The sequence below is a fragment of the Curtobacterium sp. TC1 genome (genome assembly GCF_019844075.1).
Lineage (GTDB): Bacteria > Actinomycetota > Actinomycetes > Actinomycetales > Microbacteriaceae > Curtobacterium.
Genome location: NZ_CP081964.1, coordinates 548,492 through 570,982, shown reverse-complemented (window position 1 = coordinate 570,982; position 22,491 = coordinate 548,492). Strand labels below are relative to the sequence as shown.

16 protein-coding genes are annotated in these 22,491 nt (G+C 69.9%); 5 read left to right on the top strand and 11 right to left on the bottom strand.

Features of this window, described 5'->3' with window-relative positions:
- The first annotated feature begins 135 nt into the window (after positions 1-135).
- The 3 genes from KZI27_RS03870 to KZI27_RS03860 all read left to right on the top strand — a co-directional run bounded on the left by KZI27_RS03870 (position 136) and on the right by KZI27_RS03860 (position 2,941).
- Complete coding sequence (locus tag KZI27_RS03870) at positions 136-555, top strand: pilus assembly protein CpaE (RefSeq protein WP_222659392.1); 420 nt, start codon at positions 136-138, stop codon at positions 553-555.
- Positions 556-650: 95 nt separating this feature from the next.
- Positions 651-1,481, top strand: coding sequence for an aldo/keto reductase (locus KZI27_RS03865; protein ID WP_222659391.1), 831 nt, complete (start codon positions 651-653; stop codon positions 1,479-1,481).
- Positions 1,482-1,564: 83 nt separating this feature from the next.
- Positions 1,565-2,941: an FCD domain-containing protein gene (locus KZI27_RS03860; RefSeq protein ID WP_222659390.1), complete on the top strand. Its 1,377-nt coding sequence runs from the start codon at positions 1,565-1,567 to the stop codon at positions 2,939-2,941.
- A gap of 53 nt (positions 2,942-2,994) precedes the next feature.
- Here the strand turns inward: KZI27_RS03860 and KZI27_RS03855 are convergent, their stop codons facing one another.
- The 7 genes from KZI27_RS03855 to dnaK all read right to left on the bottom strand — a co-directional run bounded on the left by KZI27_RS03855 (position 2,995) and on the right by dnaK (position 12,885).
- Positions 2,995-5,079, bottom strand: coding sequence for an Ig-like domain-containing protein (locus KZI27_RS03855; protein WP_222659389.1), 2,085 nt, complete (start codon positions 5,077-5,079; stop codon positions 2,995-2,997).
- Positions 5,080-5,178: 99 nt separating this feature from the next.
- A complete protein-coding gene (locus tag KZI27_RS03850; protein ID WP_222659388.1) occupies positions 5,179-6,324 on the bottom strand; it encodes a class I SAM-dependent methyltransferase in 1,146 nt (381 codons plus the stop codon).
- A gap of 23 nt (positions 6,325-6,347) precedes the next feature.
- The gene (locus tag KZI27_RS03845; protein ID WP_222659387.1) at positions 6,348-8,756 is read right to left on the bottom strand and encodes a M60 family metallopeptidase; all 2,409 of its coding nucleotides are present in this window, start codon (positions 8,754-8,756) and stop codon (positions 6,348-6,350) included.
- Positions 8,757-8,793: 37 nt separating this feature from the next.
- The gene (locus KZI27_RS03840; protein WP_111085479.1) at positions 8,794-9,204 is read right to left on the bottom strand and encodes a heat shock protein transcriptional repressor HspR; all 411 of its coding nucleotides are present in this window, start codon (positions 9,202-9,204) and stop codon (positions 8,794-8,796) included.
- A 125-nt stretch (positions 9,205-9,329) separates the two neighbouring features.
- Entirely contained in the window at positions 9,330-10,337 is a 1,008-nt protein-coding gene (locus KZI27_RS03835) for a DnaJ C-terminal domain-containing protein (RefSeq protein ID WP_222659386.1), read from the bottom strand.
- A 23-nt stretch (positions 10,338-10,360) separates the two neighbouring features.
- Positions 10,361-11,020: a nucleotide exchange factor GrpE gene (locus KZI27_RS03830; protein ID WP_222659385.1), complete on the bottom strand. Its 660-nt coding sequence runs from the start codon at positions 11,018-11,020 to the stop codon at positions 10,361-10,363.
- Positions 11,021-11,022: 2 nt separating this feature from the next.
- Complete coding sequence (gene dnaK, locus KZI27_RS03825; protein ID WP_111085447.1) at positions 11,023-12,885, bottom strand: molecular chaperone DnaK; 1,863 nt, start codon at positions 12,883-12,885, stop codon at positions 11,023-11,025.
- Between the two features lie 254 nt (positions 12,886-13,139).
- Here dnaK and KZI27_RS03820 point away from each other — a divergent pair, with 254 nt between their 5' ends.
- A complete protein-coding gene (locus KZI27_RS03820; protein ID WP_222659384.1) occupies positions 13,140-17,468 on the top strand; it encodes an Ig-like domain-containing protein in 4,329 nt (1,442 codons plus the stop codon).
- A gap of 142 nt (positions 17,469-17,610) precedes the next feature.
- Here KZI27_RS03820 and KZI27_RS03815 read toward each other — a convergent pair whose 3' ends face one another.
- Positions 17,611-18,060 carry a hypothetical protein gene (locus KZI27_RS03815; RefSeq protein WP_222659383.1) on the bottom strand — a complete coding sequence of 150 codons (450 nt, stop codon included), beginning with the start codon at positions 18,058-18,060 and terminating at the stop codon, positions 17,611-17,613.
- A gap of 102 nt (positions 18,061-18,162) precedes the next feature.
- Here KZI27_RS03815 and KZI27_RS03810 point away from each other — a divergent pair, with 102 nt between their 5' ends.
- Positions 18,163-19,308, top strand: coding sequence for a glycosyltransferase (locus tag KZI27_RS03810; protein WP_222659382.1), 1,146 nt, complete (start codon positions 18,163-18,165; stop codon positions 19,306-19,308).
- Between the two features lie 86 nt (positions 19,309-19,394).
- On the opposite strand, the gene KZI27_RS03805 is transcribed toward KZI27_RS03810, so the two are convergent.
- From KZI27_RS03805 to KZI27_RS03795, 3 genes are read right to left on the bottom strand one after another with little or no spacing between them, the layout of a single operon-like run.
- Positions 19,395-20,519, bottom strand: coding sequence for a glycosyltransferase (locus KZI27_RS03805; RefSeq protein ID WP_222659381.1), 1,125 nt, complete (start codon positions 20,517-20,519; stop codon positions 19,395-19,397).
- Positions 20,497-21,087 carry a low molecular weight phosphatase family protein gene (locus KZI27_RS03800; protein ID WP_222659380.1) on the bottom strand — a complete coding sequence of 197 codons (591 nt, stop codon included), beginning with the start codon at positions 21,085-21,087 and terminating at the stop codon, positions 20,497-20,499. The genes KZI27_RS03805 and KZI27_RS03800 overlap by 23 nt, the downstream gene beginning before the upstream one ends.
- Positions 21,084-22,412 carry a hypothetical protein gene (locus KZI27_RS03795; protein ID WP_222659379.1) on the bottom strand — a complete coding sequence of 443 codons (1,329 nt, stop codon included), beginning with the start codon at positions 22,410-22,412 and terminating at the stop codon, positions 21,084-21,086. The genes KZI27_RS03800 and KZI27_RS03795 overlap by 4 nt, the downstream gene beginning before the upstream one ends.
- Positions 22,413-22,491 lie beyond the last annotated feature (79 nt).

The window sequence follows — 22,491 nt, the reverse complement described above, 5'->3', positions numbered from 1 at the left end:
GGTTGTCCGGGCGTCGTCACGTCGCGCGCGCGATCGGGTGGCGCTTGCGCGTGGGGGTGCTCGGCGATGCTAGTACGGGATGCTTTCGGCAACCTATGTGGTGACAGCGCGGGGCCGCGCGTGCAGGGTGGGAACGTGATCACCGTTGCACTCGCCAGGTCCCTCCGCGACGCCGGCCTCCGCTGGCACCCCGAGACGGGCGACCGGTTCGTCATCGACAAGCCCGAGGTGGACGAGGACGTCTACACGGTCTCCGAGATGACCGTCGAACGGCACGACTCCCCCACCGGCACGATCCTCGGCTTCAACGGGACGACCGAGTGGGCGCTCGACTCCGTGACCGCGTCGGAGTCGCTCTGGCTGCCGCGCGAGGACCAGCTGCGCGAGCTGCTCGGGCCGTCGTTCATCGGGTTGACGCGGGTGGCGGCCGGCGGACGAGTGGTGTTCACGGTGACCGCGACGATCGGCGGTGTCGACCGGAGCTTCGCCTCGGAGACCCCCGCGATCGCCTACGGCCAGGCGTTGCAGGCCTACATCGCCGCCGCGCTGTCCTGAGCGGCGGACCCGCTCGTCCCGAGCGGCACGCCCGAGGCCGCCGATCCTGGACGTTGCCGGAATGCGCGCTGAGGGGCGTTTGGTTGCATGACACCATGACCGTTCCGAACATCACCCTGAACGACGGCAAGACCATCCCGCAGCTCGGCTTCGGCGTCTTCCAGATCGACCCCTCGTCGACCAAGGAAGCGACGCTCACGGCGCTCGAGGTGGGCTACCGCCACATCGACACCGCCGAGATGTACGGCAACGAGAAGGAGGTCGGCGAGGCCATCGCCGAGTCCGGCATCGACCGCTCGGAGATCTTCGTCACCTCGAAGCTCAACAACGGCTTCCACGCCCCCGAAGCAGCGCTGGAGAACGGCAAGAAGTCGGCGGACCTGCTCGGTGGCTACACCGACCTGTTCCTCATCCACTGGCCGCTGCCCACCGTCTCGGACTTCGTGCCGACCTGGAAGGCCCTCGAGGAGCTCTACGCCGCCGGCACGTCCCGCAGCATCGGCGTGAGCAACTTCCAGGCGCACCACCTGCGCCGCCTGCGCGCCGAGACGGACGTCCCGCCGGCCGTGAACCAGATCGAGGTGCACCCGTACCTGACCCAGGACGAGCTCCGCGCCGTCAACAGCGAACTCGGCATCGCGACCGAGGCGTGGTCCCCGATCGCCCAGGGCCTCGTGCTCGACGACGAGACCATCACCCGCATCGCCGGTGCCGTCGGCAAGAGCCCGGCGCAGGTCGTCCTCCGTTGGCACATCCAGCGCGGCGACATCGTGTTCCCGAAGTCGGTCACGCGCGCCCGTGTCGAGGAGAACTTCGCGATCTTCGACTTCGAGCTCTCCGACGAGGACATGACGGACATCACGACGCTCGACAAGGGCCACCGCACCGGTCCGGACCCCGACACGTTCGACTACGTGCCGGCCTGATCCACCAGCTGACGACGAAGCCGCCCGGGATGCCCCGGGCGGCTTCGTCGTGTCGGCGGCTACGCTGCAGGGGAGGGGTGTTCATGACTGCGGTGGCTCGGTTCGACGATGGGTGGACGCCGCAGTTCGACCAGGCGTACCGGAACGTCCTCGGTGCGGTCCGTGACGGCTCCCTCGGCCAGGACGTCGCCCACGACGAGCTGGCGCTCTCCGGACAGTTCGACCTCGACCCGGTGGTCCTCCACGCGGTGCTCGAGCGGCTGTGCGATGTCGGGCTCGCGGTCCTCGACGACCGGGCCGCTGTCCGCTTCCGTTCGCTGTCGCCCGCGGCCTGGGTGGACAACGGTTGGCTGCTCGTCGGTCTGCTGGAAGGGGTCATGCGCTCTGCCGTGCCCGTGCTCACGGCAGCTGATCGCGCCGAGCAAGGCCGCGTCGCCGAGACGCTCCGCCGCTCGGCGCACCTGCGTACCCCCGAACTCGATCCGGCCTTCTGGGCCTCGATCGCCTTCTGGATCGACCGGACCCCGAACGCGTCCCTCGGTCGACTCACCGCGCGTGCCGTCGAGCGAGCGCGGTTCGGTGTGACGCCGTCGATCCCGTTCCGGTCCACCGAGGTCGACGCCTGGGCGGCAGCGGCCGAGCAGGCGGTGCGGTACCCCGGAGTGCGGTCCGCCGAACGTGCCGCGCACGTCCTCGCCCGCCTGTGGGGCGAGCACGTCGACGCCGCCGCGGCCGCGTTCGGCAAGGCATCCGACGACGGATCGCCGTCGTCGTCCGCGTACTCCGCGCCGGAGGACTCCCCGAGCTGGGCCGTCTGGACACCGGACGACCTGTGGTGGGACCTGCTCGCGCTGGTGCGCGACGGAACACTCGAGCGCGACCGGACCTACCGCGCGGATGAGATCGCCGCACGACTGCGACAGTCGGTCCGGCGGCTCATGCCGATGGTCCGGCGACTCGAACTCCTCGGTCTCGTCGAGACGAGGCCGGACGACCCGGAGGCCGTCCGCATCACCCGACCGGACCTGCAGCACTGGACCGATTCGCTCCAGCTCGCGTCCACGCTCGTCGAAGCGTGCGCTCGGTGGTCCGTACCGACCCTGGACGACACCGGGCGAGCCGAGCTGCACGACGTGATCGACCGTCTCCGCCGCCAGGGCCGGATCCGTGACTACGGCTACACGATGTCGGTGGTGGAGCTCTCACGGCTCCTCGCGGACCACACGCCGAACCCGTGGCTCGCCGGCAGTCTGCGGTTCGCCCTGAGCCGACTCGCGTTCGTGTTCGACGAAGCGCCGCCCTTCCGCAGGTGGGACATCGAGGACGTCCTCACCCAGTTGGAGGACGCCATCGACCGCGGTGACCCGGACCGAGCCGCAGATGCGGCGCACGCGCTCAACGTCCACTACGACGCGCACATCGTGGACGTCGTCGCGCGGTTGTCCGGCACGGAGTCCTGAGCCGCACGGCACACGTCGGCGTTCGCCGTGCACCGTGCGACGCAGGCCCATGGTCAGCTGTCGGTGTCCGCGGTGAGGCGACGCCGACGGAGGACGAGCAGCACGGCACCGGTCGCTGCGAGCCCGACACCGATGAGTGACGCGACGAGGACGCCGTCCGACCCGGTCCAGGCCAGACGTGCGGGCCCCGTCGCGGACGCTGCCTCAGTCACGGCGTCTGCTCGGCCGTTCCCGGGGCCGCTGCCGTCGCCGCTCGGGGCAGGACCACCCCCGGTCCCGGATCCGCTCCCGTCACCCGGCAGTGTGGCCCCTGGTCCGTCGGACGGCGTCGGCGTCGGTACCGGCGGGTCGGTCGGCTCCGGAGTCGGTGACGGTGTCGGTGTGGGCGTCGGTTCCGGCTCCGGTTCCGGCTCCGGTTCCAGCCCGGGTTCGACCTCGACCCGGATCGTCGCGGACGCGACCTGCCCGGCGTTCGACGTGATCTCGTACCGCACCGGCGACGCGACCCCGCTGAAACCGTCCTCCGGGGTGAACGTCACCCGACCGGCGTCGTCCACGACGTAGGTGCCCTCACCCGGCACGTGCAGCCGCTTGCCGTCGTCGGACAACTCCGCACCCTCGAGCCCGTCATCGGTCAGCCGCAGCGACCCGAGGTCGGCACCGCTGCCGTCGAGCGCGTCGTTCCCCACGACGTCCACGACCACGGGTTCGTCCTGCTGTCCGGTCGCCGAGTCGTCCGCGGCGACGGCGTCCGGCAGCACCACGTCGAACGCGATCACATCGGAGTTGTTCGTCAGGTCGACGTCACTCACGGAGCCGTCACGCGCCACGGCTGCCATCCCCTCGTCGAAGCGGCCGGAGGTGAAGTCGGTGACGCTCTCCGCCGGCGCCGAGTACTTCCCGGTCCGGGTCGTCACCGGCACGGTCCCGCGCGCCAGCAAGACGACCTGCCCGCCGGGCGGCGCCGTCCAGTCGGTCGCGACAGTGCCCTCGCCCTGCGTCGAACCGCACGTCGCGCCGCCCGTGGCCTCGCACGACCAGGTGATGTCCTCGAGCGGCAGGTCGTCGGTCAGCGCCGTCGTCCGCGCCACGGCGTCGGCGGGGCCGCCGATCGTGGCCGGGCCGTCGTTGACGGAGCGGACGCGGAACGACACCTCGTCCCCCGCGGTCACCGGCCCCTCGGTGTCGACCGACGCCGTGGTCACGACGTCCGTGGGCTGCGTGGCCCGGACGTTGCGGATCTCGTGGAACTCGGCCCGCCCGCCCGTCGACGCGCTGAACCCGAACCGCATCCGGTCGGGCAGTGCCGTCGCCGGCAGGTCGGTGGAGATCAGGTGGTGCAGTTCTGCCGGCTCCGAGCCGACCGGTGTGGGGTCCGACATCGTGACGATCGCCGTGATGCCGCCGGCATCCCGGGGGACGACGTCGACCTTGACGTGCCGGTAGGTCGCCGCCTCGGCATCGACGCCGCGGTCTTCCAGGAACCCGTCACCACGGTTGCCCGTCGTCGCCAGCACGGGGTAGCACTCGGCCTCGGCCCCACGGACGGTGACGGCGTTCTGGATGAACTCCGGCAGCGCGAAGTTGCCGAACCGGTCGAACCCGACACCGACGACGCCGCCGTCGAGTCCGGCCGAGCACGCCGATCGGCCGTCGAAGTAGCCGAGGCCGCCGCCCACCGGTCCGATCGAGTCGAGCGGCACCGACGCATCCTGCAGGAAGAACCCGATCCCGTCCGCGTAGCCGGTGTCCTCCGGGCTCCACATCCGCTGGTCGAACTCGACGGTCAGCCCGTGGCTGGAGTCGTACGGCACCTCGTTGTACACGGCGGAGGCCATGTACTTGACGTTGTCGGTCATCCGGAGCCACTTGCCGGCCGAACCGTTCTCGACGACCGCCGCCTGCTGGTCGTTCGACGCGATGCGCGCCCATCCCGGCGGCATCGTGGTGCCGACGGGCAGGTCGACGAACGGGTCACGGATCGGGAACGGGTCGACCGCATGGGCCGGTGCCGCACTGGTCACGACACCCGCGCCGACGAGCACGCCGAACGCGATCATCGGTGCGAGTGCAACGGTCAGGACCGAGTGCGGCGGGCGGGTCCGGGGTTGGCGGACACGGGGTGGACGAGTGTGCATGGGAGTCCTCTCTGACGGTGCAGGAGACGACTGTGCACAGGCTGCGGACTGATCCGCAAGTATTATCCGTACGATATTCCGTGTTCGGTATGGCGCAGATCAGCGCGAGGTCGCCACCGAAGCGGTGACCGTGAACTTCGGGGTCCGCAGGACCTGCCGCGTCGGCCCGACCAGGCGCTCCAGCACCGGCCGGTAGCGCAGGTGTCCGTTCCAGACGCACCACAGTTCGCCGCCGGCCTGGAGGATCGTGGCCGCGTTCCGGAACATCGCCTCGGCCGCGTCGGTGGTCACCGTGGTGTCCGCGTGGAACGGCGGGTTGCAGAGCACCAGCTGGGCAGACCCGGCCGCGAGTTCATCCCCGGCGTCGGTACGCAGCGCGGTGACACGGTCGGCGACGCCGTTCGCCTCGGCCGTCGCCCGCGTCGATGCCACCGCGATCCGCGACACGTCGGTCGCGATGACCTTCACGTTCGGTCGACGCAGTGCGATCGCCGATGCGATGACGCCGTTGCCGGACCCGAGGTCGACGACGGTCCGGGCAGTCGGCACCGCGTCGTCCATCGCCTCGAGCAGGACCCGGGTGCCCTGGTCGAGCGAGGTCCCAGCGAACACCCCGCCGTGCGCGACGAGCGTCATGCCGAGGTCGTCGACGTGCACCGACCGCGGCCACGGGTTCGTCGCAGCCGCGCGGTTCGCCTGGGCACGCAGCGGGTCCTGCGCGATGAGCAGCCGCGACTTGCCCCGACCGCGCGAAGCGGTGACCTCGCCGAACGAGCGGCGCAGCACGTCGTTCTGCGACAGGTTCATGTACTTGACGTTGCCGCCGCACAGCAGCACGACGTCGGGAGCCGCGAACCGCGCGACGGCTCGGGCGATCTCGTCGAGCCGGTCGTGCGACTTCGACAGCCGCAGCACCACGAGCCGCACGTTCCGGAAGGCGTCCTCGAGCGAGTCCGGGTGGTGGAAGCCACGCAACCCGAACGTCCCGGCGTTCGCCTCGAGCGCGCGCTCCCCCACCAGCGAGTCCTGCACGACCCGGATGTCCGAAGCGCCGTACTGCGTGATGAGCCCGAGCGTCAGGACTCCGAGACGATCGTCGACGACCGCGACCTCGCCGGGCTGTCGGAGCGCATCGCCGTGCACGTGCGGTGCCTCGTCGATGAGGAACCGGTCGGTGCCGTCGATCGCGATGAGGTCCGGCGCGGATTCGTCGCGGCGGCGGAAGAGGTCGGCGAAGTCTGGCACCGCGTCAGCGTACCGGCGGCGGATCAGTGCGCGTTGCCCTCGGCGGAGAGCCGCAGGACGGAGTCACCGGCGGGAGCATCCGTGGCGACCCGGACGATCGGTTCCCAGCGGAGGAGCGAGCCGGGCGGCATCGAGAACCCTCCGGCGGTCCGGAGCGAGTACGTCATCGTCCGACCGCCGGCGCCGGCTGTCCCGTTCCGGAGCTCGAGGTTCCCGCTCGACCGCCAGACCTCGCCCGGCTTCCGGTACGAGCCGGCGAGCGTGGTCTGCCCCGGAGCGAACGTCGTGCCGGCGGGGGCCTCCATCGTGATCGTCGACGTGATGGCGGTGATCTGCGCGTGCACGGACAACCGTCCTTCGACCGCGACGTCCGCGCCACGCTCGAGGACCACTTGCTCGCCCTCGGCACCGCGGATGACCTGCCACCCGGGGATGTCCTCACGCGCCATCGGCACCAGGTGACCGTCGACGATCCGGTAGGCCTGGGGCGCACCCCCGACGGCGATCGCGTCGTCGTCGTTGTACACGGCGAGCAGTGCCGCCTGGGCGTGCGTGACGAGGAGCACCTGCCCGTCCCGGTAGGGCCGCCCGTCGAGGACGTCCACGAGCTCTCGACCGGTCTGCTCACCCCGGACCGTGCCGTGCGCGACGGGGGTGCCGTCCGGCTCGAGCAACTGGATGTCCAGGTACGCGGTCCCGGACCACGACGTGTGGGCCGAGTACGACGTGACCGATCTCCACCCGAGTTCCCCTGCTGCACGGTCGAGCCAGAGCGCCCCGATGACGCGGTTCGCCTGCCCGCGGGCGACCACGGAGTCGCCACCGACCGCGTCGGTCCGGACCACGATCGCGTCCTCGGTACCGTCACCGGCGCGCAGGCGGACGACGAGGGACCCCTCGCCCTGACCCGCCGCATCGGCAACGGCCACCGCGTCGACCGCCACCGCAGTGCCCCGCCCGCTGGCGGTCCCGAGCCCGGTCACCTCGGGCGCCGTGACGACGCGCTCGCCGACGGCCACTGCGGGAAGCGACCCACCGACGGTCCCGACCGGCGGGTCGTACCCGGGGATGAGGTACTCGATGATCCGGTCCTTCGAGTCGACGTTGTCCCAGATCCGGCGCTCCAGCGCGGGGAACTCCGCGATGGTCGCACGGGTGGCGTCGGACATCGGGAAGCCCAACGCGTCGTAGAACGGCGCGAGGTCCCGGTTGGCGACACGTGCCGCGACGGTGACGACGAGTGCGTGCTTGTCGTCGACGGTCAGCCCGTGCGGGTTCGTGATCGTGGACTCGCCCCGCAGCGCCGCGAAGTACCGCGGGAGGAACGCGTCGCCGAACGCCCGGCGGAGCTGCTCCCATGCCAGCAGTCGGACGCGGTCGGTGGCGGACAGCCAGTCACGGTCGTCGGATGCGAAGTAGCGCTCGAACGCCGAGGTGCTCTCGTCCCACCGGCTCCCGAAGCCGAGGCCGTCCTGCACGGCGAGCGCCGAGAGGTTCGTGATGGTCTCGCCGGTGCCGGGGAACGTGGTGATCGGCGACTCGTACGTGTGGCCGATCTCGTGCCAGAGTGCCCACTGCGACTGCAGGGGCGTGCGGAAGAGGTCGGCCGCGGCGCCGGACCCGGTCTGGAACAGGATCCGCCCCACGCTCGCATTCGCGTAGGACCCGTTGCCGGTGTCCGGCGACACGATGTGGATCCGGTGCGGGTGCTTGTGCGAGGTGCCGACGGCGGCGTCGTCCAACCCGTAGGTCGCGTTGGTGAGCTCGACGACCCGGTCCCAGTTCGCAGTCCGGGCGGCGAGGTCATCGGCTGCGATCAGGGGCCCGGTGTTCGTCTTCTGGAAGTCACCGAACACCCGGTCCGCGACCACTTCGACGAAGGGTGCGTCGAAGAAGCGATCGAGGTCCTCGGTGAAGGACTCAGCGGAGCTCTGCCCGCGCACGTACGTCGGGACGGGTTCGCCGCCGCTGATGATCGCCGTCGCCTCCCCGTCGGGCGCGGTGCTCACCATCGAGACCATGCCGTCGTGCGGTGCCGGAACCGCGTTCACGCCCTCGACGAGGGGGATCCGCTGGTACCCGACGTCGCGGCCGTCGTTGTGGCCCGCGTACACACCGATCAGGCCGATCGCGACCTCCATCTCCGGAGCACCGTGCGGCACGGTCACGGACAGCGTGTCACCAGACTCCACGAACCTGCCGGCGGGCTGCAGGTCGCTGTGCGCGAACCGTCGCCGCTCCGCCGAGGCCGCTGCCTGGGCGGAACCGATGCCGTGCACGAGGACGCGGGTCTCGCTGCCGTCGGCGGAGTGCTCGATCGACGTCGCGAGCGGGGGCTCGGCCTGGTCCGCATCGGCCCGGGACACGGTGCCGCCCCCGAGCACGAGGGTAGCGGCGACGATGACGGCAGGGATCACGACAGAACAGCGCACGTTCAATATTTTACATGCGCTTTGGGTACTCGCTTCGTCAGTGCGGCCCGCGGTACAGCACGATCTGGGTGTTCCGCTGGGGCCGCATCCCAGCGCGCAACGACACCGCGGCACCCGTGGTCGTCGCGGCGAACACGCGTGCGCCGGGACGGTTGATGAGCTGGTCGGCCAGCGCCGACTCGAGCTCGCGGACCCGGTCGCGGAGCTCCTTGTTCTCGTTCTCCAGGTCGAGCACCCGCCGGATCCCCTCCAGCGACACCCCCTCGGAGCCGAGCCGCGCGATCTCGCGCAGCTGCACGACGTCGCGCATGGAGTAGCGGCGGGACCCGCCGCGGGTGCGGCCCGGCACGACCAGGCCGAGCCGGTCGTACTGGCGCAGCGTCTGCGGGTGCATCTCCGCCAGTTCCGCCGCGGTCGCGATCGCGAAGACGGGCGAGTTCTCGTCCATGTCGGTCATGGCGTGTTCCTTCCGTCGTTCGCGTGGATCGAAAACCAGCCTGGAGGCTCGGTGCGGCTCCCTGTCGGAGCCACGCCGCGCCTCCAGGCCGGGTCTACTGCTGTGCTTGCGTGACGCTAGTCGCGCGCCTTGGCGAGGAGGTCCTCGCGCGGGTTCTCGTCGGGCAGGACCTCCGCGAGCGCCTCGACGGCCTCGCGCTGCTTGTCCGACAGGTGCGACGGAACCGCGACCTGGACGGTCGCGAGCAGGTCGCCCGTACCGTTCTTCGTCGCGACGCCGCGGCCCTTGACGCGCAGGACACGACCCGAGGGCGTGCCGGGAGCGACCTTGAGCTTGACGGGCTCGCCGCCGAGTGTCGGCACCTGGATGGTGGCGCCGAGCGCTGCCTCCGGGAACGTCACGGGGACGTCCACGCGGAGGTTCAGCCCGTCGCGCTCGAAGACCGGGTGCTTGCGGACCGAGACGGCGACCACCAGGTCACCGGCCTCGCCACCGTCGGGCGAGGGTTCGCCTCGGCCGCGCAGCCGGATCTTCTGGCCGTCCGCGACCCCCGCGGGGATCCGGACGTTCACCGGGCGACCATTGCCCTGCGACAGCTTGACGGTGTCGCCGGCGATCGCGGTGGTGAAGTCGAGCGTCGTCGACGCCGTGACGTCACGACCCTTCGTCGGCCCACCGAAGCCGCGGTACCCGCCGGAGGTCTGGCCGAAGCCACCACCACCACCGAACATGCCGCCGAGGATGTCCTCGAACCCTCCGGCACCGCCGGCACCACCCTGACCGAAGCGGACACGCTGTCCGCCCCCGCCCTGCTGCCCGAACATCCCGCCGAACACGTCCTCGAACCCGCCGCCCTGGCCTCCGCCGCCCGCCGTGAAGCGGGCGCCGGAGCCCATGGCGCGGACCTGGTCGTACTCCTGACGCTGCTCCTTGTCGGAGAGCACCGAGTAGGCCTCGCTGATCTCCTTGAAGCGGTTCTCCGCCGCAGTGTCACCCGGGTTGGAGTCCGGGTGGAACTGCCGCGCGAGCTTCCGGTAGGTCTTCTTCAGCTCGGCCTCCGACGCGTCCTTCGACACTCCGAGGACCTTGTAGAAGTCCTTGTCGAACCAGTCCTGACTGGCCACTGGTACCTACCTTCCGTTCCGGCTCAGGCCGGGACCGCCACCGCGACCTTGGCCGCACGGAGCACGCGCTCACCGAGCTTGTAGCCCGGCTCGACGACGTCCGCCACGGTCTGGCCGGTGGCACCCGGGGTCGGGAGCTGGACGATCGCCTCGTGGATGTTCGGGTCGAAGGCTTCACCCTTCTCACCGATCTGCACGAGCTTGAACCTGTCGAAGCCCCCGCGGATCTTCTGACCGATGACCTGCATCGGACCCTCGGCGAGGTCATCGTGGGCCTCGGCCCGGGTGAGGTCGTCGAGCGCCGGCAGCAGGGCCCGCACCACTTCGGCGATGGCGACCTCGCGGTTCGCCTCGCGGTCGCGCTCGACGCGCTTCCGGAAGTTCACCAGCTCGGCCTGCGCACGCAGCATGTCGGCACGCATCTCGGCGACGAGGTCGCGGTCCGCGGAGGACAGGTTGTCCTCGGCGATGCCGCGAGCGGCGTCGTCGAGCAGGGCTTGGTCCTCCGGCGAGAGGTCGTTCGCCGCGTCCGCTGCCGGGCCGCCGGCGGCGGGGCCGTCGGTCGGTACTTCGACGTCGGGCCCCTCCGCCTCGATGAGGTCCTCGGGCTCGGCCGCGTTCGTGGCGTCACCCTCGACCTGGGGCTCCTCCTCGTTGGGGACGTTGTCCTTGGGATCCGTCATCGTTACTTCTTGTCCTTGTCGTCCTCGTCGTCCACGACCTCGGCATCGACGATGTCCTCGTCGTCCTGCGCTGCCTGGTCGGCGGTGGGCTGCTCGCCAGCCGGGGCGCCAGCGTCCTGCTGGGAGTAGATCGCCTGGCCGAGCTTGCCCTGCGACTCGTTGAGCTTGTCGAAGGCGGTCTTCACGGCCTCGTCGTCCTCACCCGCGAGCGCGGACTTCAGCGCGTCGACGTCGGCCTGCACCTCGGACTTGACGTCCTCGGGGAGCTTGTCGTCGTTCTCCTTGATGAGCTTCTCGATCGAGTAGACGAGCTGCTCGGCCTGGTTGCGACGCTCGTTCGCCTCACGACGGGCCTTGTCCTCGGCGGCGTGCTCCTCGGCCTCGCGGACCATGCGCTCGATGTCCTCCTTCGGCAGCGACGAGCCGCCGGAGATGACCATCGACTGCTCCTTGCCGGTGCCCTTGTCCTTCGCGGACACGTGCACGATGCCGTTGGCGTCGATGTCGAACGTGACCTCGACCTGGGGAACGCCACGGGGAGCCGGCGCGATGCCGGTGAGCTCGAACGTGCCGAGCGGCTTGTTGTCGCGGGTGAACTCGCGCTCGCCCTGGAAGACCTGGATCGCGACCGACGGCTGGTTGTCGTCAGCGGTCGTGAAGGTCTCGCTCCGCTTGGTCGGGATCGCGGTGTTGCGGTCGATGAGCTTCGTCATCAGGCCGCCCTTGGTCTCGATGCCGAGCGACAGCGGCGTGACGTCGATGAGCAGGACGTCCTTGCGCTCGCCCTTCAGCACACCGGCCTGCAGCGCGGCGCCGACGGCGACGACCTCGTCCGGGTTGACGCCCTGGTTCGGCGACTTGCCACCGGTGAGCTGCTTGACGACCTCGGCCACGGCGGGCATGCGGGTCGAGCCACCGACGAGCACGACGTGCGCGATCTCGTTGACCGAGACACCGGCTTCCTTGATGACGTCGTTGAACGGCTTCTTGGTGCGGTCCAGCAGGTCGGAGGTCATCTGCTCGAACTGCGCGCGCGAGATGGTCTCGTCGAGGTTGAGCGGACCCTCGGCCGTGAGCGTCAGGTACGGGAGCTGAATGTTCGCCGACATCTGCGACGACAGTTCCTTCTTCGCCTGCTCGGCGGCTTCCTTCAGACGCTGCTTGGCGATCTTGTCCGTGGACAGGTCGACGCCGTGCTCGTCCTTGAACTTCTTGATCAGGTAGTCGACGATGCGCTGGTCCCAGTCGTCACCACCGAGACGGTTGTCACCGGAGGTCGCACGGACCTGGATCGTCGAGAAGTCGTCGTCCTTGCCCACCTCGAGCAGGGAGACGTCGAACGTGCCGCCACCGAGGTCGAAGACCAGGATGAGCTCGTCTTCCTTGCCCTTGTCGAGGCCGTAGGCCAGCGCGGCAGCGGTCGGCTCGTTGATGATGCGCAGGACGTTGAGGCCGGCGATCTCACCGGCGTCCTTCGTGGCCTGGCGCTCGGCGTCGTTGAAGTACGCCGGCACGGTGATGACTGCGTCGGTGACGTCCTCGCCGAGGTACTGCTCGGCGTCGCGCTTGAGCTTGCCGAGGGTACGGGCCGAGATCTCCTGCGGCGTGTACTTCTTGCCGTCGATCTCGACGGTCCAGTCGGTGCCGATGTGGCGCTTGACCGACGCGATGGTGCGGTCGACGTTGGTCACGGCCTGGCGCTTGGCGGTCTCGCCGACCAGCACCTCGCCGTCCTTCGTGAACGCGACGATCGACGGGGTGGTCCGGAGGCCCTCGGCGTTCGCGATGACGGTGGGCTCGCCGCCCTCGAGAACGCTAACGACCGAGTTGGTGGTTCCGAGGTCGATGCCTACTGCACGTCCCATGTGTGGTGCTCCTTCTTGCTCGAGGTAAGTCGTTGGACTTGCGTCCGATGGACTCAACTCTACTCCGGAGGGCGGCGGCGTCAACTCAGGGAGCAGGAAGTTGCGTCGATCCCACTCAACTCCCAGCGAGCCGCCTTGCGTTGGACTATGTATCTCACGTGATATTCTGAATACACATGCCGCGGCGCTCGTCGTCGCCCGCGTGCTTCCCTCCCGCACAGCCGCCGTCGCGCGGCTTGTCCTGAAAGATGCACATGTCTCACAAGAAGAGGGCCTCGACGGCCTTCAAGTCCATCGGTGCGGCCGGGCTGGCCGCCGCCACCATCGTGTCCGGGTTGTCGTTCGGACTCCCCGCTGCCTCCGCCACCCCGCCCTCCAGCTCGAGCATGATCTCGCCGCAGGCGACAAAGTCGGGCAAGTTCGTGCTCCAGGCTTATGGGTCTTTCTACGCCGTCCAGTCCGACCTCCGCTACACGCAACACAGCACGCTTGCGGCGGCGAAGGCCGTCGCCACGACGGCGACGTTCACCGACGGAACGGGGCCTCTCCAGATCGGCGCACAGTGCGTTTCCATCGCCACCGACACTGTCAACTTGCGCCTCGGATCATGCAGCAATGCGCATCAATGGGTCATGTCCGGGGCTTCTTTGTTCGAAAGCCGCTCCTCCACTTGGCGGATCGTCCCAGGGGAGTTCGGGAGTATCAAGCTGGGCTCAGCTGGTTCCGTGCTTGCGACGTACGACGAGATCTTCCCGCGCACGACGGCTTTGACAGCCTCAGTGACGAAGGTGAACAACATCGCGAAATCCGCAGTGATCGGTGGTGTGGCGACGCCGAACGGGACGGTGACGATCGGGGCAAAGACCGTCGACGTCTCGAGCAGCGGCACTTGGTCAATGACGGTCGAAGGGCTGAGCATTGGTTCGAACCCGCTCGTCGCCGTTCAAAAGGTGAAGAACGCCGAGGTCGACCAGAAGCCGGTGACGGTGACGGTCGTCGAGGGCGGCACCCTGGTCGCGACCGACGCCGGCCCGATCGCCCTGGAGCGCGACGGCGAGACCGAGGTTCCGTTCATCGTGCAGAACAACGAGACCCGCTCGAACATGGTCGGCACAGTGACGCTGGACGCGCCGAAGGGGACCACCTTCGCGGAGGGTCAGACGACCGTCGCCGCGTCCTACCGCAGCGGCGTTTCCGGCGATTGGAAGACCTACAGCAAGCTCGATCTCACGGGCGGCGACCGCTCCGAGGACGGCAAGCACCTGACCTTCACGCTGAACACCGACGGCGGCAGCATGGTCACCGGCGAGCAGTACCGCTACATCCTCAAGGTGAACACCCCCGAGAACGCTCCGTCTGGCTCGGACGGCATGGACTTCGTCTACGCCGGCGACAGTACCAAGGGCGACTTCCGCGCCGAGGGCAAGACCACCACCACGATCGAGACGGCGCCGGTCGACCTGGTCGCTGAAGTCCGGAAGCAGAACAACATCGCCAAGACCGCCGACATCGGTGGGACGGCGACGCCGGGCGCGAAGATCTCCATCGGCGACCAGGAGGTCCAGGCCGACGAGACCACCGGTGAGTGGTCGATCACGGTTCCGGACCTCGTTGCCGGCCCGAACGAGCTCACTGTCGTCCAGACAATCGACGGCACGAAGCACGACGAGAAGAAGGTCACCGCGACGATCGTCGAGGGCGGCACGCTCGTCGGCGTCGACCAGGGCCCCATCACGCTCGAGCGCGGCGAGAGCACTCCGGTGCCGTTCGTGGTCGAGAACCGCGAACTGCGCAACGCCACCGAGGGCACCGTCACGATCGATGCCCCCGAGGGCACGACCTTCGACGGGCAGACCACGGTGCAGGGCGCATGGCGCAACGTCGGCGCGACGAACTGGTCGGGCTCTTCCTCGATCCCGCTGACCAACGGACGCCTCTCGAACGACGACAAGACCCTCACGTTCGACGTCAACTGGGCGGGCGACCGTCCGGTCAACCAGCAGTACCGGTTCCTGGTCAACGTCACCGCTGATGCAGAAGCCGAAGCGGGCACGAGCGCGATGGAATTCGACTTCCCCGGCACCAGCTCCAAGGGCGACTTCCGCGCACAGGGCTCGACGTCGACGACGATCGAGAACGCTGCAGTACCCGCTCCGGCGCCGGTGGTCGTCACCAGCCCGGAGAACGGCTCCACGGTCGACGCCAAGCGTCCGGTGCTCTCCGGTACCGGTGACGAGGGCGCCACGATCGAGGTCCGCGGCAAGTCCGGCCGCCTGGTCGCGACGGCGACCGTCGAAAACGGCACCTGGAGCGCCCCGGCGGACTTCGACCTGACCGATGACGTCTACACCCTCGACGTCTTCCAGACGCCGCTGCAGGGAACACCGTCGCAGACGGAAGTGACCTTCCGCGTCGCGACGAACCCGCTCACCACCGAGCTGACCGCCGAGGGCGCGTTCGATCCGGACGACGTCACCAAGCCCGCCACGATCTCCGGCGACGCCACCACCGGCGCCACCGTGATCGTCAAGGACAGCCTCGGCAACGAGGTCGGCCGCGCCGAAGCGAAGGACGGCAGGTACAGCATCCCGGTCCCGCCGTCGGCCGCGCACACGGGGGTCAACGACTTCACCGTCACCCAGACGAAGAACGACCAGACCTCTCCGGCGAAGGACGTCCGGCTCGACTACGGCACGCCGCAGCCGATCCGGATCACCAGCCCCGAGGACAACTCCACCGTCCAGAAGCAGGGCCTGACCTTCGCCGGCACCGGAGACGAGGGCGCCCGCATCGACGTCCGCGGTTCCGTCCGCACGATCGCGACCGGCACCGTCGAGAACGGCACCTGGACTGCCCCGGTCACCCTCGACCTGCCGAACAACGTCTACAACCTGTTCGCAGTGCAGACCACCAAGGGTGGCCTCACCACCCAGCAGCCGATCACGATCACGATCACCGACGAGGCCCCCATCGCTCCGTTGACGGCGACCGCCCGGTTCAACACCACCGACGAGAACCTGCCCGCGCAGATGACCGGAACCGCCAACCCCGGCGCGACGATCACGATCCGCGACAGCAAGGGCGACATCGTCAACACCGGCCAGGCCGACAACAACGGCGGCTACACGGTCACGATCCCGGCTGACAAGGCCCACTTCGGCGTCAACGACTTCACCGTCACCCAGACCGTCCGAGGCCAGGTCTCCCCCGCACTGGACCGCCCGCTCGACTACGGCAACCCCGCAGCCCCGGTCATCCAGACCCCGGACAACGGCGACACCGTCACCAACGGACAGATCCGCTTCACCGGCACCGGAGCCACCGGCGCCAAGCTCGACATGCGCGGCAACACCTCCTCCATCGGCGACACCACCATCACCGACGGCGCCTGGACCGTGGACGTCACCCGCCAGCTCAACCCGGCGGTCTACGACCTCCACGCACTCCAGACCAGCAAGGGCGGCCTCACCCAGCGCACCGACATCACCGTCACCATCCAGAACGAGGCCCCCATCGCTCCGTTGACGGCGACCGCCCGGTTCAACACCACCGACGAGAACCTGCCCGCGCAGATGACCGGAACCGCCAACCCCGGCGCGACGATCACGATCCGCGACAGCAAGGGCGACATCGTCAACACCGGCCAGGCCGACAACAACGGCGGCTACACGGTCACGATCCCGGCTGACAAGGCCCACTTCGGCGTCAACGACTTCACCGTCACCCAGACCGTCCGAGGCCAGGTCTCCCCCGCACTGGACCGCCCGCTCGACTACGGCAACCCCGCAGCCCCGGTCATCCAGACCCCGGACAACGGCGACACCGTCACCAACGGACAGATCCGCTTCACCGGCACCGGAGCCACCGGCGCCAAGCTCGACATGCGCGGCAACACCTCCTCCATCGGCGACACCACCATCACCGACGGCGCCTGGACCGTGGACGTCACCCGCCAGCTCAACCCGGCGGTCTACGACCTCCACGCACTCCAGACCAGCAAGGGCGGCCTCACCCAGCGCACCGACATCACCGTCACCATCCAGAACCGCCAGATCGTCGACCTCACCGCCACCGGCACGATCAACGATCGTGAGGTCGAGCAGAACGGCGTCGTCTCGGGCAACGCCGAGACCGGTTCCGATGTCGTGGTCCGCGAGGGCAACACGATCATCAAGAGCGTGAAGGCCGTCGATGGGGAGTACTCCGTCGAGATCCCCGCCACGGTCCCGGGCGTCCGCACCTTCACCGTCACTCAGACGGTCAACGGTGAGGTCTCCGCTCCGAAGACCGCGTCGCTCGACTACGGCACCCCGACGGCCCTGGCCGTCGAGACCCCTGCCGCCGGCGACACCCTCCCCGGCGACCAGGTCGTCTTCACCGGCACCGGCCAGCCCGGCGCGAAGGTGTTCGTCGGAGGTACCGTCAGCCGACTCGGGTCCGCGACTGTGAACGACCAGGGCAACTGGTCCGTCACCGTCGACCGTGTCCTCGCCCCGCAGGACTACACCCTGTACACCAAGCAGATCACCAAGGGCAACCTGATCGGCGCCGACGACATCCGGACCATCACCGTCACCCGGTAACACCCGTCAGCACCACCAGACAGGGCGCCCCTCCCACCGGGAGGGGCGCCCTCCTGGCGTCCACGGGTCGTGCGAGACACACAACGAGGACGAAGAACGCCGCCAGCAGGATGCCGGCGGCGTTCTTCGTGGAACAGATCGATCAGCGTGTGCGGAACACGTTGTCCTTGCCCGTATCGGTGACCTTCGGCTCGTTGTCGCTGATGAGGCGGTTACCGTCGGTGGTGACCTCGACCGAGCCGACCTGCTTCGCTGCGATGTCGTTGATGGAACCGGACACCACGAGCTTCTCGACGTCGCCGAGGTGGATGACGGAGTTGCCCGCGGTGACCTCCACCGAGGCGCAGTCACCGAGGGTGACGTCCTTGTTCGCCTGGTCGACGACGGCCTTGCCGTCCTTGCACTCGGCGCGGACCTTCTCGATGTCGGCGGGCGGGGTGCTGAAGACCTCGCTCTTCGCGGTGGCGGTGGAGCTCGCGCTGGGCTTCGGCGTGGGCTCGTCGTCGGTGCCGGAGCAGGCCGTGACGGCGCCGAGGATGCCGAAGAGGGTCAGCCCGGTGACGAGCGCGCGGCGGGTGGGAGTCATGGTCATGACGGGTTCCGTTCTGCTGGGGGAGGGGAGGTCCGAGGCACGTCTTCGGGCTCGGTGACATTCGTATGTCACGTTCTATACAATACGCGATATGCTGGATGCGTGACAAGCGACCCGCGGCCCGTGGTGGCCTTCCTCAGCCACAGCGCAGCCCTCTCCGGGGCGGAACTGCTGGTCAGCCGGGTGACCGCCGCGTGCACCCGGCTGACGCCGGTCGTGGTGCTCGGCGAGCACGGCCCCCTCGAGGAGGTCCTCGCCGGAGCGGGCGTCCACTGCGAGGTCCTACCGCTCGATGCGTCCGTCCGCGACCACAGCGTCGGCACGACGACGGGCACCGTCGGGAACGTCCGCTCGACGGTGCGCACGACAAGCGCGCTGGCCGAGCTGCTCCGAGCGATGGGCACCCGGGTCGTCTACACCCACTCGGCGAAGGCACACGTCTACGGCGGCCTCGCGGGACGGTTGGTCGGGATCCCGGTCGTCGCGCACGTCCACGACATCGTCGGCGCGAGCGGCTCGTCACGCGCCAACGCAGCACTGCTCCACACTGCGCTCCGGCTCCTCCCCCGCACCGTCATCGCGAACTCGCGTACGACCGCGCGATCGCTCGGTCGTCTGCGTCGCCCGGCCGCCGTCATCGGGTGTCCGACAGCCGTTCCGGCGACGACCCCGCCGCGCACGAGTGACCCGTTCACGCTCGGGATGGTCGGCCGGCTGACCCCCTGGAAGGGACAGGACGTCGTGCTGCGCGCGTTCGCCGCTGCGCGGTCGGCCGGGCTCGACCCGTCGGCCCGGCTGCGGCTGATCGGGGCGCCGCTCTTCGGCGACGACGCCCTGTTCGAACGCGAGCTCGGCGTCCTCGCCGCCGAGCTCCGCATCGCCGACGTCGTCGACTTCCGCGGGCACAGCAGCGACGTCGAGGCCGAGATGGCCGCGTGCGACGTCGTCGTCCACGCGAGCACCCGACCGGAACCCTTCGGACAGGTCGTCGTCGAGGCCATGGCGCTCGGCCGCCCGGTGATCGCCGCCGACGCAGGCGGCCCTGCCGAGGTCATCACCGACGGCGAGGACGGGCTGCTCGTCCCGCCGGGTGACGTCGATGCGCTCGCGTCCGCCATGGTGCGGCTCGCGACCGACCGGGAGGCCCGGGGCAGGCTCGCCGAGAACGGCCGCCGATCCGTCACGCGGTACGAACTCGCCCACGTGGTCGGCCAGATCGAGGACGTCCTGCTCGCAGCCGCGCGCTGATGCGCGACGGCGGCTCCGGACGTTCGCCCGTCGCCGCCGCCAGCCGATCCACGGGAGCCGTACCGGGCCTCCCGGCCGCACCGTCGTCAGACACGCGACGCGCTGCGGATCCCGGTCCACGCGGCGATCTCGCGCTGGAAGCGCGCCGTCGAGAACGACTCGGCCCGCGCCCGGCAGTCGGCGGCATCGAGTCCGACGGCAGCCTCGACGGCCGACCGGAGCGTGGCGTCCTGGAAGTCGTCGAGGACGACGCCGCTCCGTCCGGCCTCGACGGAGTCGCACGCGCCGCCCGCGGCGTTCACGACGACCGGTGTGCCGAGGGCCATGGCCTCGACCGGCATGATGCCGAAGTCCTCGACCGGCGGGAACACGTAGACGGATGCGCGCTGCAGGAGCGCGGCGAGCAAGGCGTCCGAGGGACGTACGACGAGCCTGACATCTGCGCCCGATGCATCGGCGAGGTCCTGGAGCCGCTCAAGGTCGGGTCCGTCGCCGGCGAGGACCACCGGACGTCCTGAAGCGCGACCGGCCTCGATGACCACGTCGAGCCGCTTGTACGGCACGAAGCGCGAGGCGCCGAGCAGGAAGCCCTCGGGGAGCGACTCGAGCAGCGACCGTTCGCAGTCGTCGAGCGCCGTGGCCCAGTCGTCGACGGCAGTGAGCCGCTCGACCCCGACCGGTGGGTGGATGACGACGGCGTCGGCACCCCAACTGTCGCGGATGCGCCGCTGCACGAAGCGGCTGTTCGCCGCGACGTTGCACAGCCCACGGGCGCGGCGGCGGTCGACCGCCCGCAGGAGCGGCCCCGCGACGCGGGCGGCGGCCGAGGCGCCACGGGCGTCGAGCTCGGGGTTCCAGAGGTACCGCGCCGGGGTGTGCACGTAGGTGAACTGCCGGGAGGGGTCGACGCCGGGCACCCGGGCCTGGTGCGCGAAGAGATGCGAGCTGACCAGTGCCCAGTCGTACTCGTCGAGGTGCCGGAGCCCGTGCGACCAGAGGGCCGGCAAGACGGGGACGGCCAGCGCCTTCCGGCCGCGGAGCGGTGTGCGGGCGATCGCGCTCTCGATCACCCGACGGTCGGCGTAGCGGTCGGGGGCGTCGTTCCACAGCCCGAACAGGTCGGCATCCGGGTACTCCGCCGCCATCGCGTCGAGGACCCGCTCGGCGCCGCCGACGGGTTCGATCCACTCATGCACCAGCAGTCCGCGCACGGTCCGCTCCTTCCGTTGCCACAGCGCAGGCGGCGACGGCGTCGATCGCCGCGTCCGCGAGCACGCACATGCGGTCGTGGTCGGCCGCGTCGCCGCGGACCGGGTCGGTCAGGTCGTCGTCCTCCGGGGTGCTCGGCGCGGTCGCGATGCGCGTCCGCGCGACGACCCGGGGGAACGTCTCCCAGAAGTCGGGGCCGACCTCGTCCTGTTCCAGCACGGGGCGGACGAGTCGTTCGAACTCGCGGAGCGTGAAGGTCCGCCGCAGCAGCGCGGGTGCGAGGTCGAGGACGGCGGCGCGGTGGGAGCGTTCCGTCGTGAGCACGAGGTCCATCCCGGTGAGCGCAGCTGCCGACAGCGGTGTCGAGGCGAACCCGTCCGGGTCGGCACCGCGCCGTCGCGCAGCGGCGGCGGAGCGCGGGAACATCGGCGCTCCCACCACCGCGGCGGTCCCGGCGCTGGTCACGGCGAAGCGGCCGGGTGCAACGGCATCGAGGCGGGCCTGCAGCACGCGTTCGACGTAGGGGGAACGGCAGACGTTCCCCTCGCAGACGATGAGGATGGCGGTCACGGTCGGGCTCCTGTCCGGACGAGGGTTGGGAGGGGGCGCTCGTCGAACCGACTCCGCAAGCCGTGTCGGCTCCAGGTCGGGACGGCGCAGGCGGCGATGAGGACCCAGAGGACCGGGGTGGAGAGGTCCGGCGTCCCGACGACCTTCGAGACGATCAGGGCGACGAGGGCGACGGCGACGGGGACCGTCTCCGGGGTGCGCATCGCCGTTGCCACGAGCCCGAGTACGAGCACGGCGAAGGCGACGGTGCCGGGCACGCCCAGCGTCGAGAGCAGGGACAGCGCGAACGACGACGGGCGGTTGCCGCCGAGCCCGGTCCCGAGCCCGAGGGTGTCGGCGATCACGCCCCAGCTGAAGTCGTCCGCCCCGGTCCGCGAGTCCCAGGACGTGCTGCCGACCTTGTCGTCGACCAGCTCCTGCACCGGAGCGGCCAACTGGTCCCCGACCGTGAGCGCGAGCACGCCGAGTGTGAGCGCACCGATGACCAACCACGGGGTGCCGATGCCCCCACGGAGCACGTACCGGACGGCGAGCAGGACGAGGCCGATGGCGATGAACGCGGCAGAGGCAGCGACGGCCGTCCCCGACGAGGCCTGCAGCAGGTTCGAGCACGCGAGGACGCACGCGATCGACCAGAGCCACTTCGCCGGCCCACGCGACCGCATCGCCGCCATCACGGAAAACGCCGCCGCCGGCAGCGAGAACGCCGCGAGTTCGCTCGGTTCGCTGAACACGCCGCGCAGCCGAGCGCCGGGCCCGACCCACGAGTACGCGACGTTCGGCAGCGAGTCGAACACCGGGCCGAGGAAGTCGGCCTGCACGGTGACCAGCAGTCCGCGCAGGCTCGTCAGGACCGTGCCGACGACGAGTGCGGTGCCGGCGGCGACCACGGCGCCGCGCACACGGACGAGGTAGAGCGTCGCGCACGCGGCGAGGAGCAGGTACGCCATCTGCGCCCCGTTGCTGATCGAGTAGCCGAGGAACCCCGGGTCCATGACCTGACCGTCGACGCCGCCCCGCGGGACCAGCACTCGGATGCCGGCGAACATCCACGGGCCGAGCGCGGTGATGACCGTGGCCCAGGCGAGGAACACCACGAACGCGTTGGCCGTCCAGTGCGACGTGCCGAGTCGTGGAGTACTGAGGAGCGCCACGCCGCACGCTGCCGCCGCGACGGAGAACAGCGGGACACCGTTCCCGCCGATGGCCACCGCGGCTGAGAACGGCAAGCCGGCGGCCACGCCGACGATCACCGGGAGCCAGTCGCGGCGGACGGAGAGCGCGATCCCCAGCGCGGCGACGAGCACGATCCCCAGGAGTGTCATCGAACGCCTCTCGCCTCGTGGTTGTACTCGTATTTCATATCGATTACTCTGAGTATCACACATCGACAAACCGGATCGA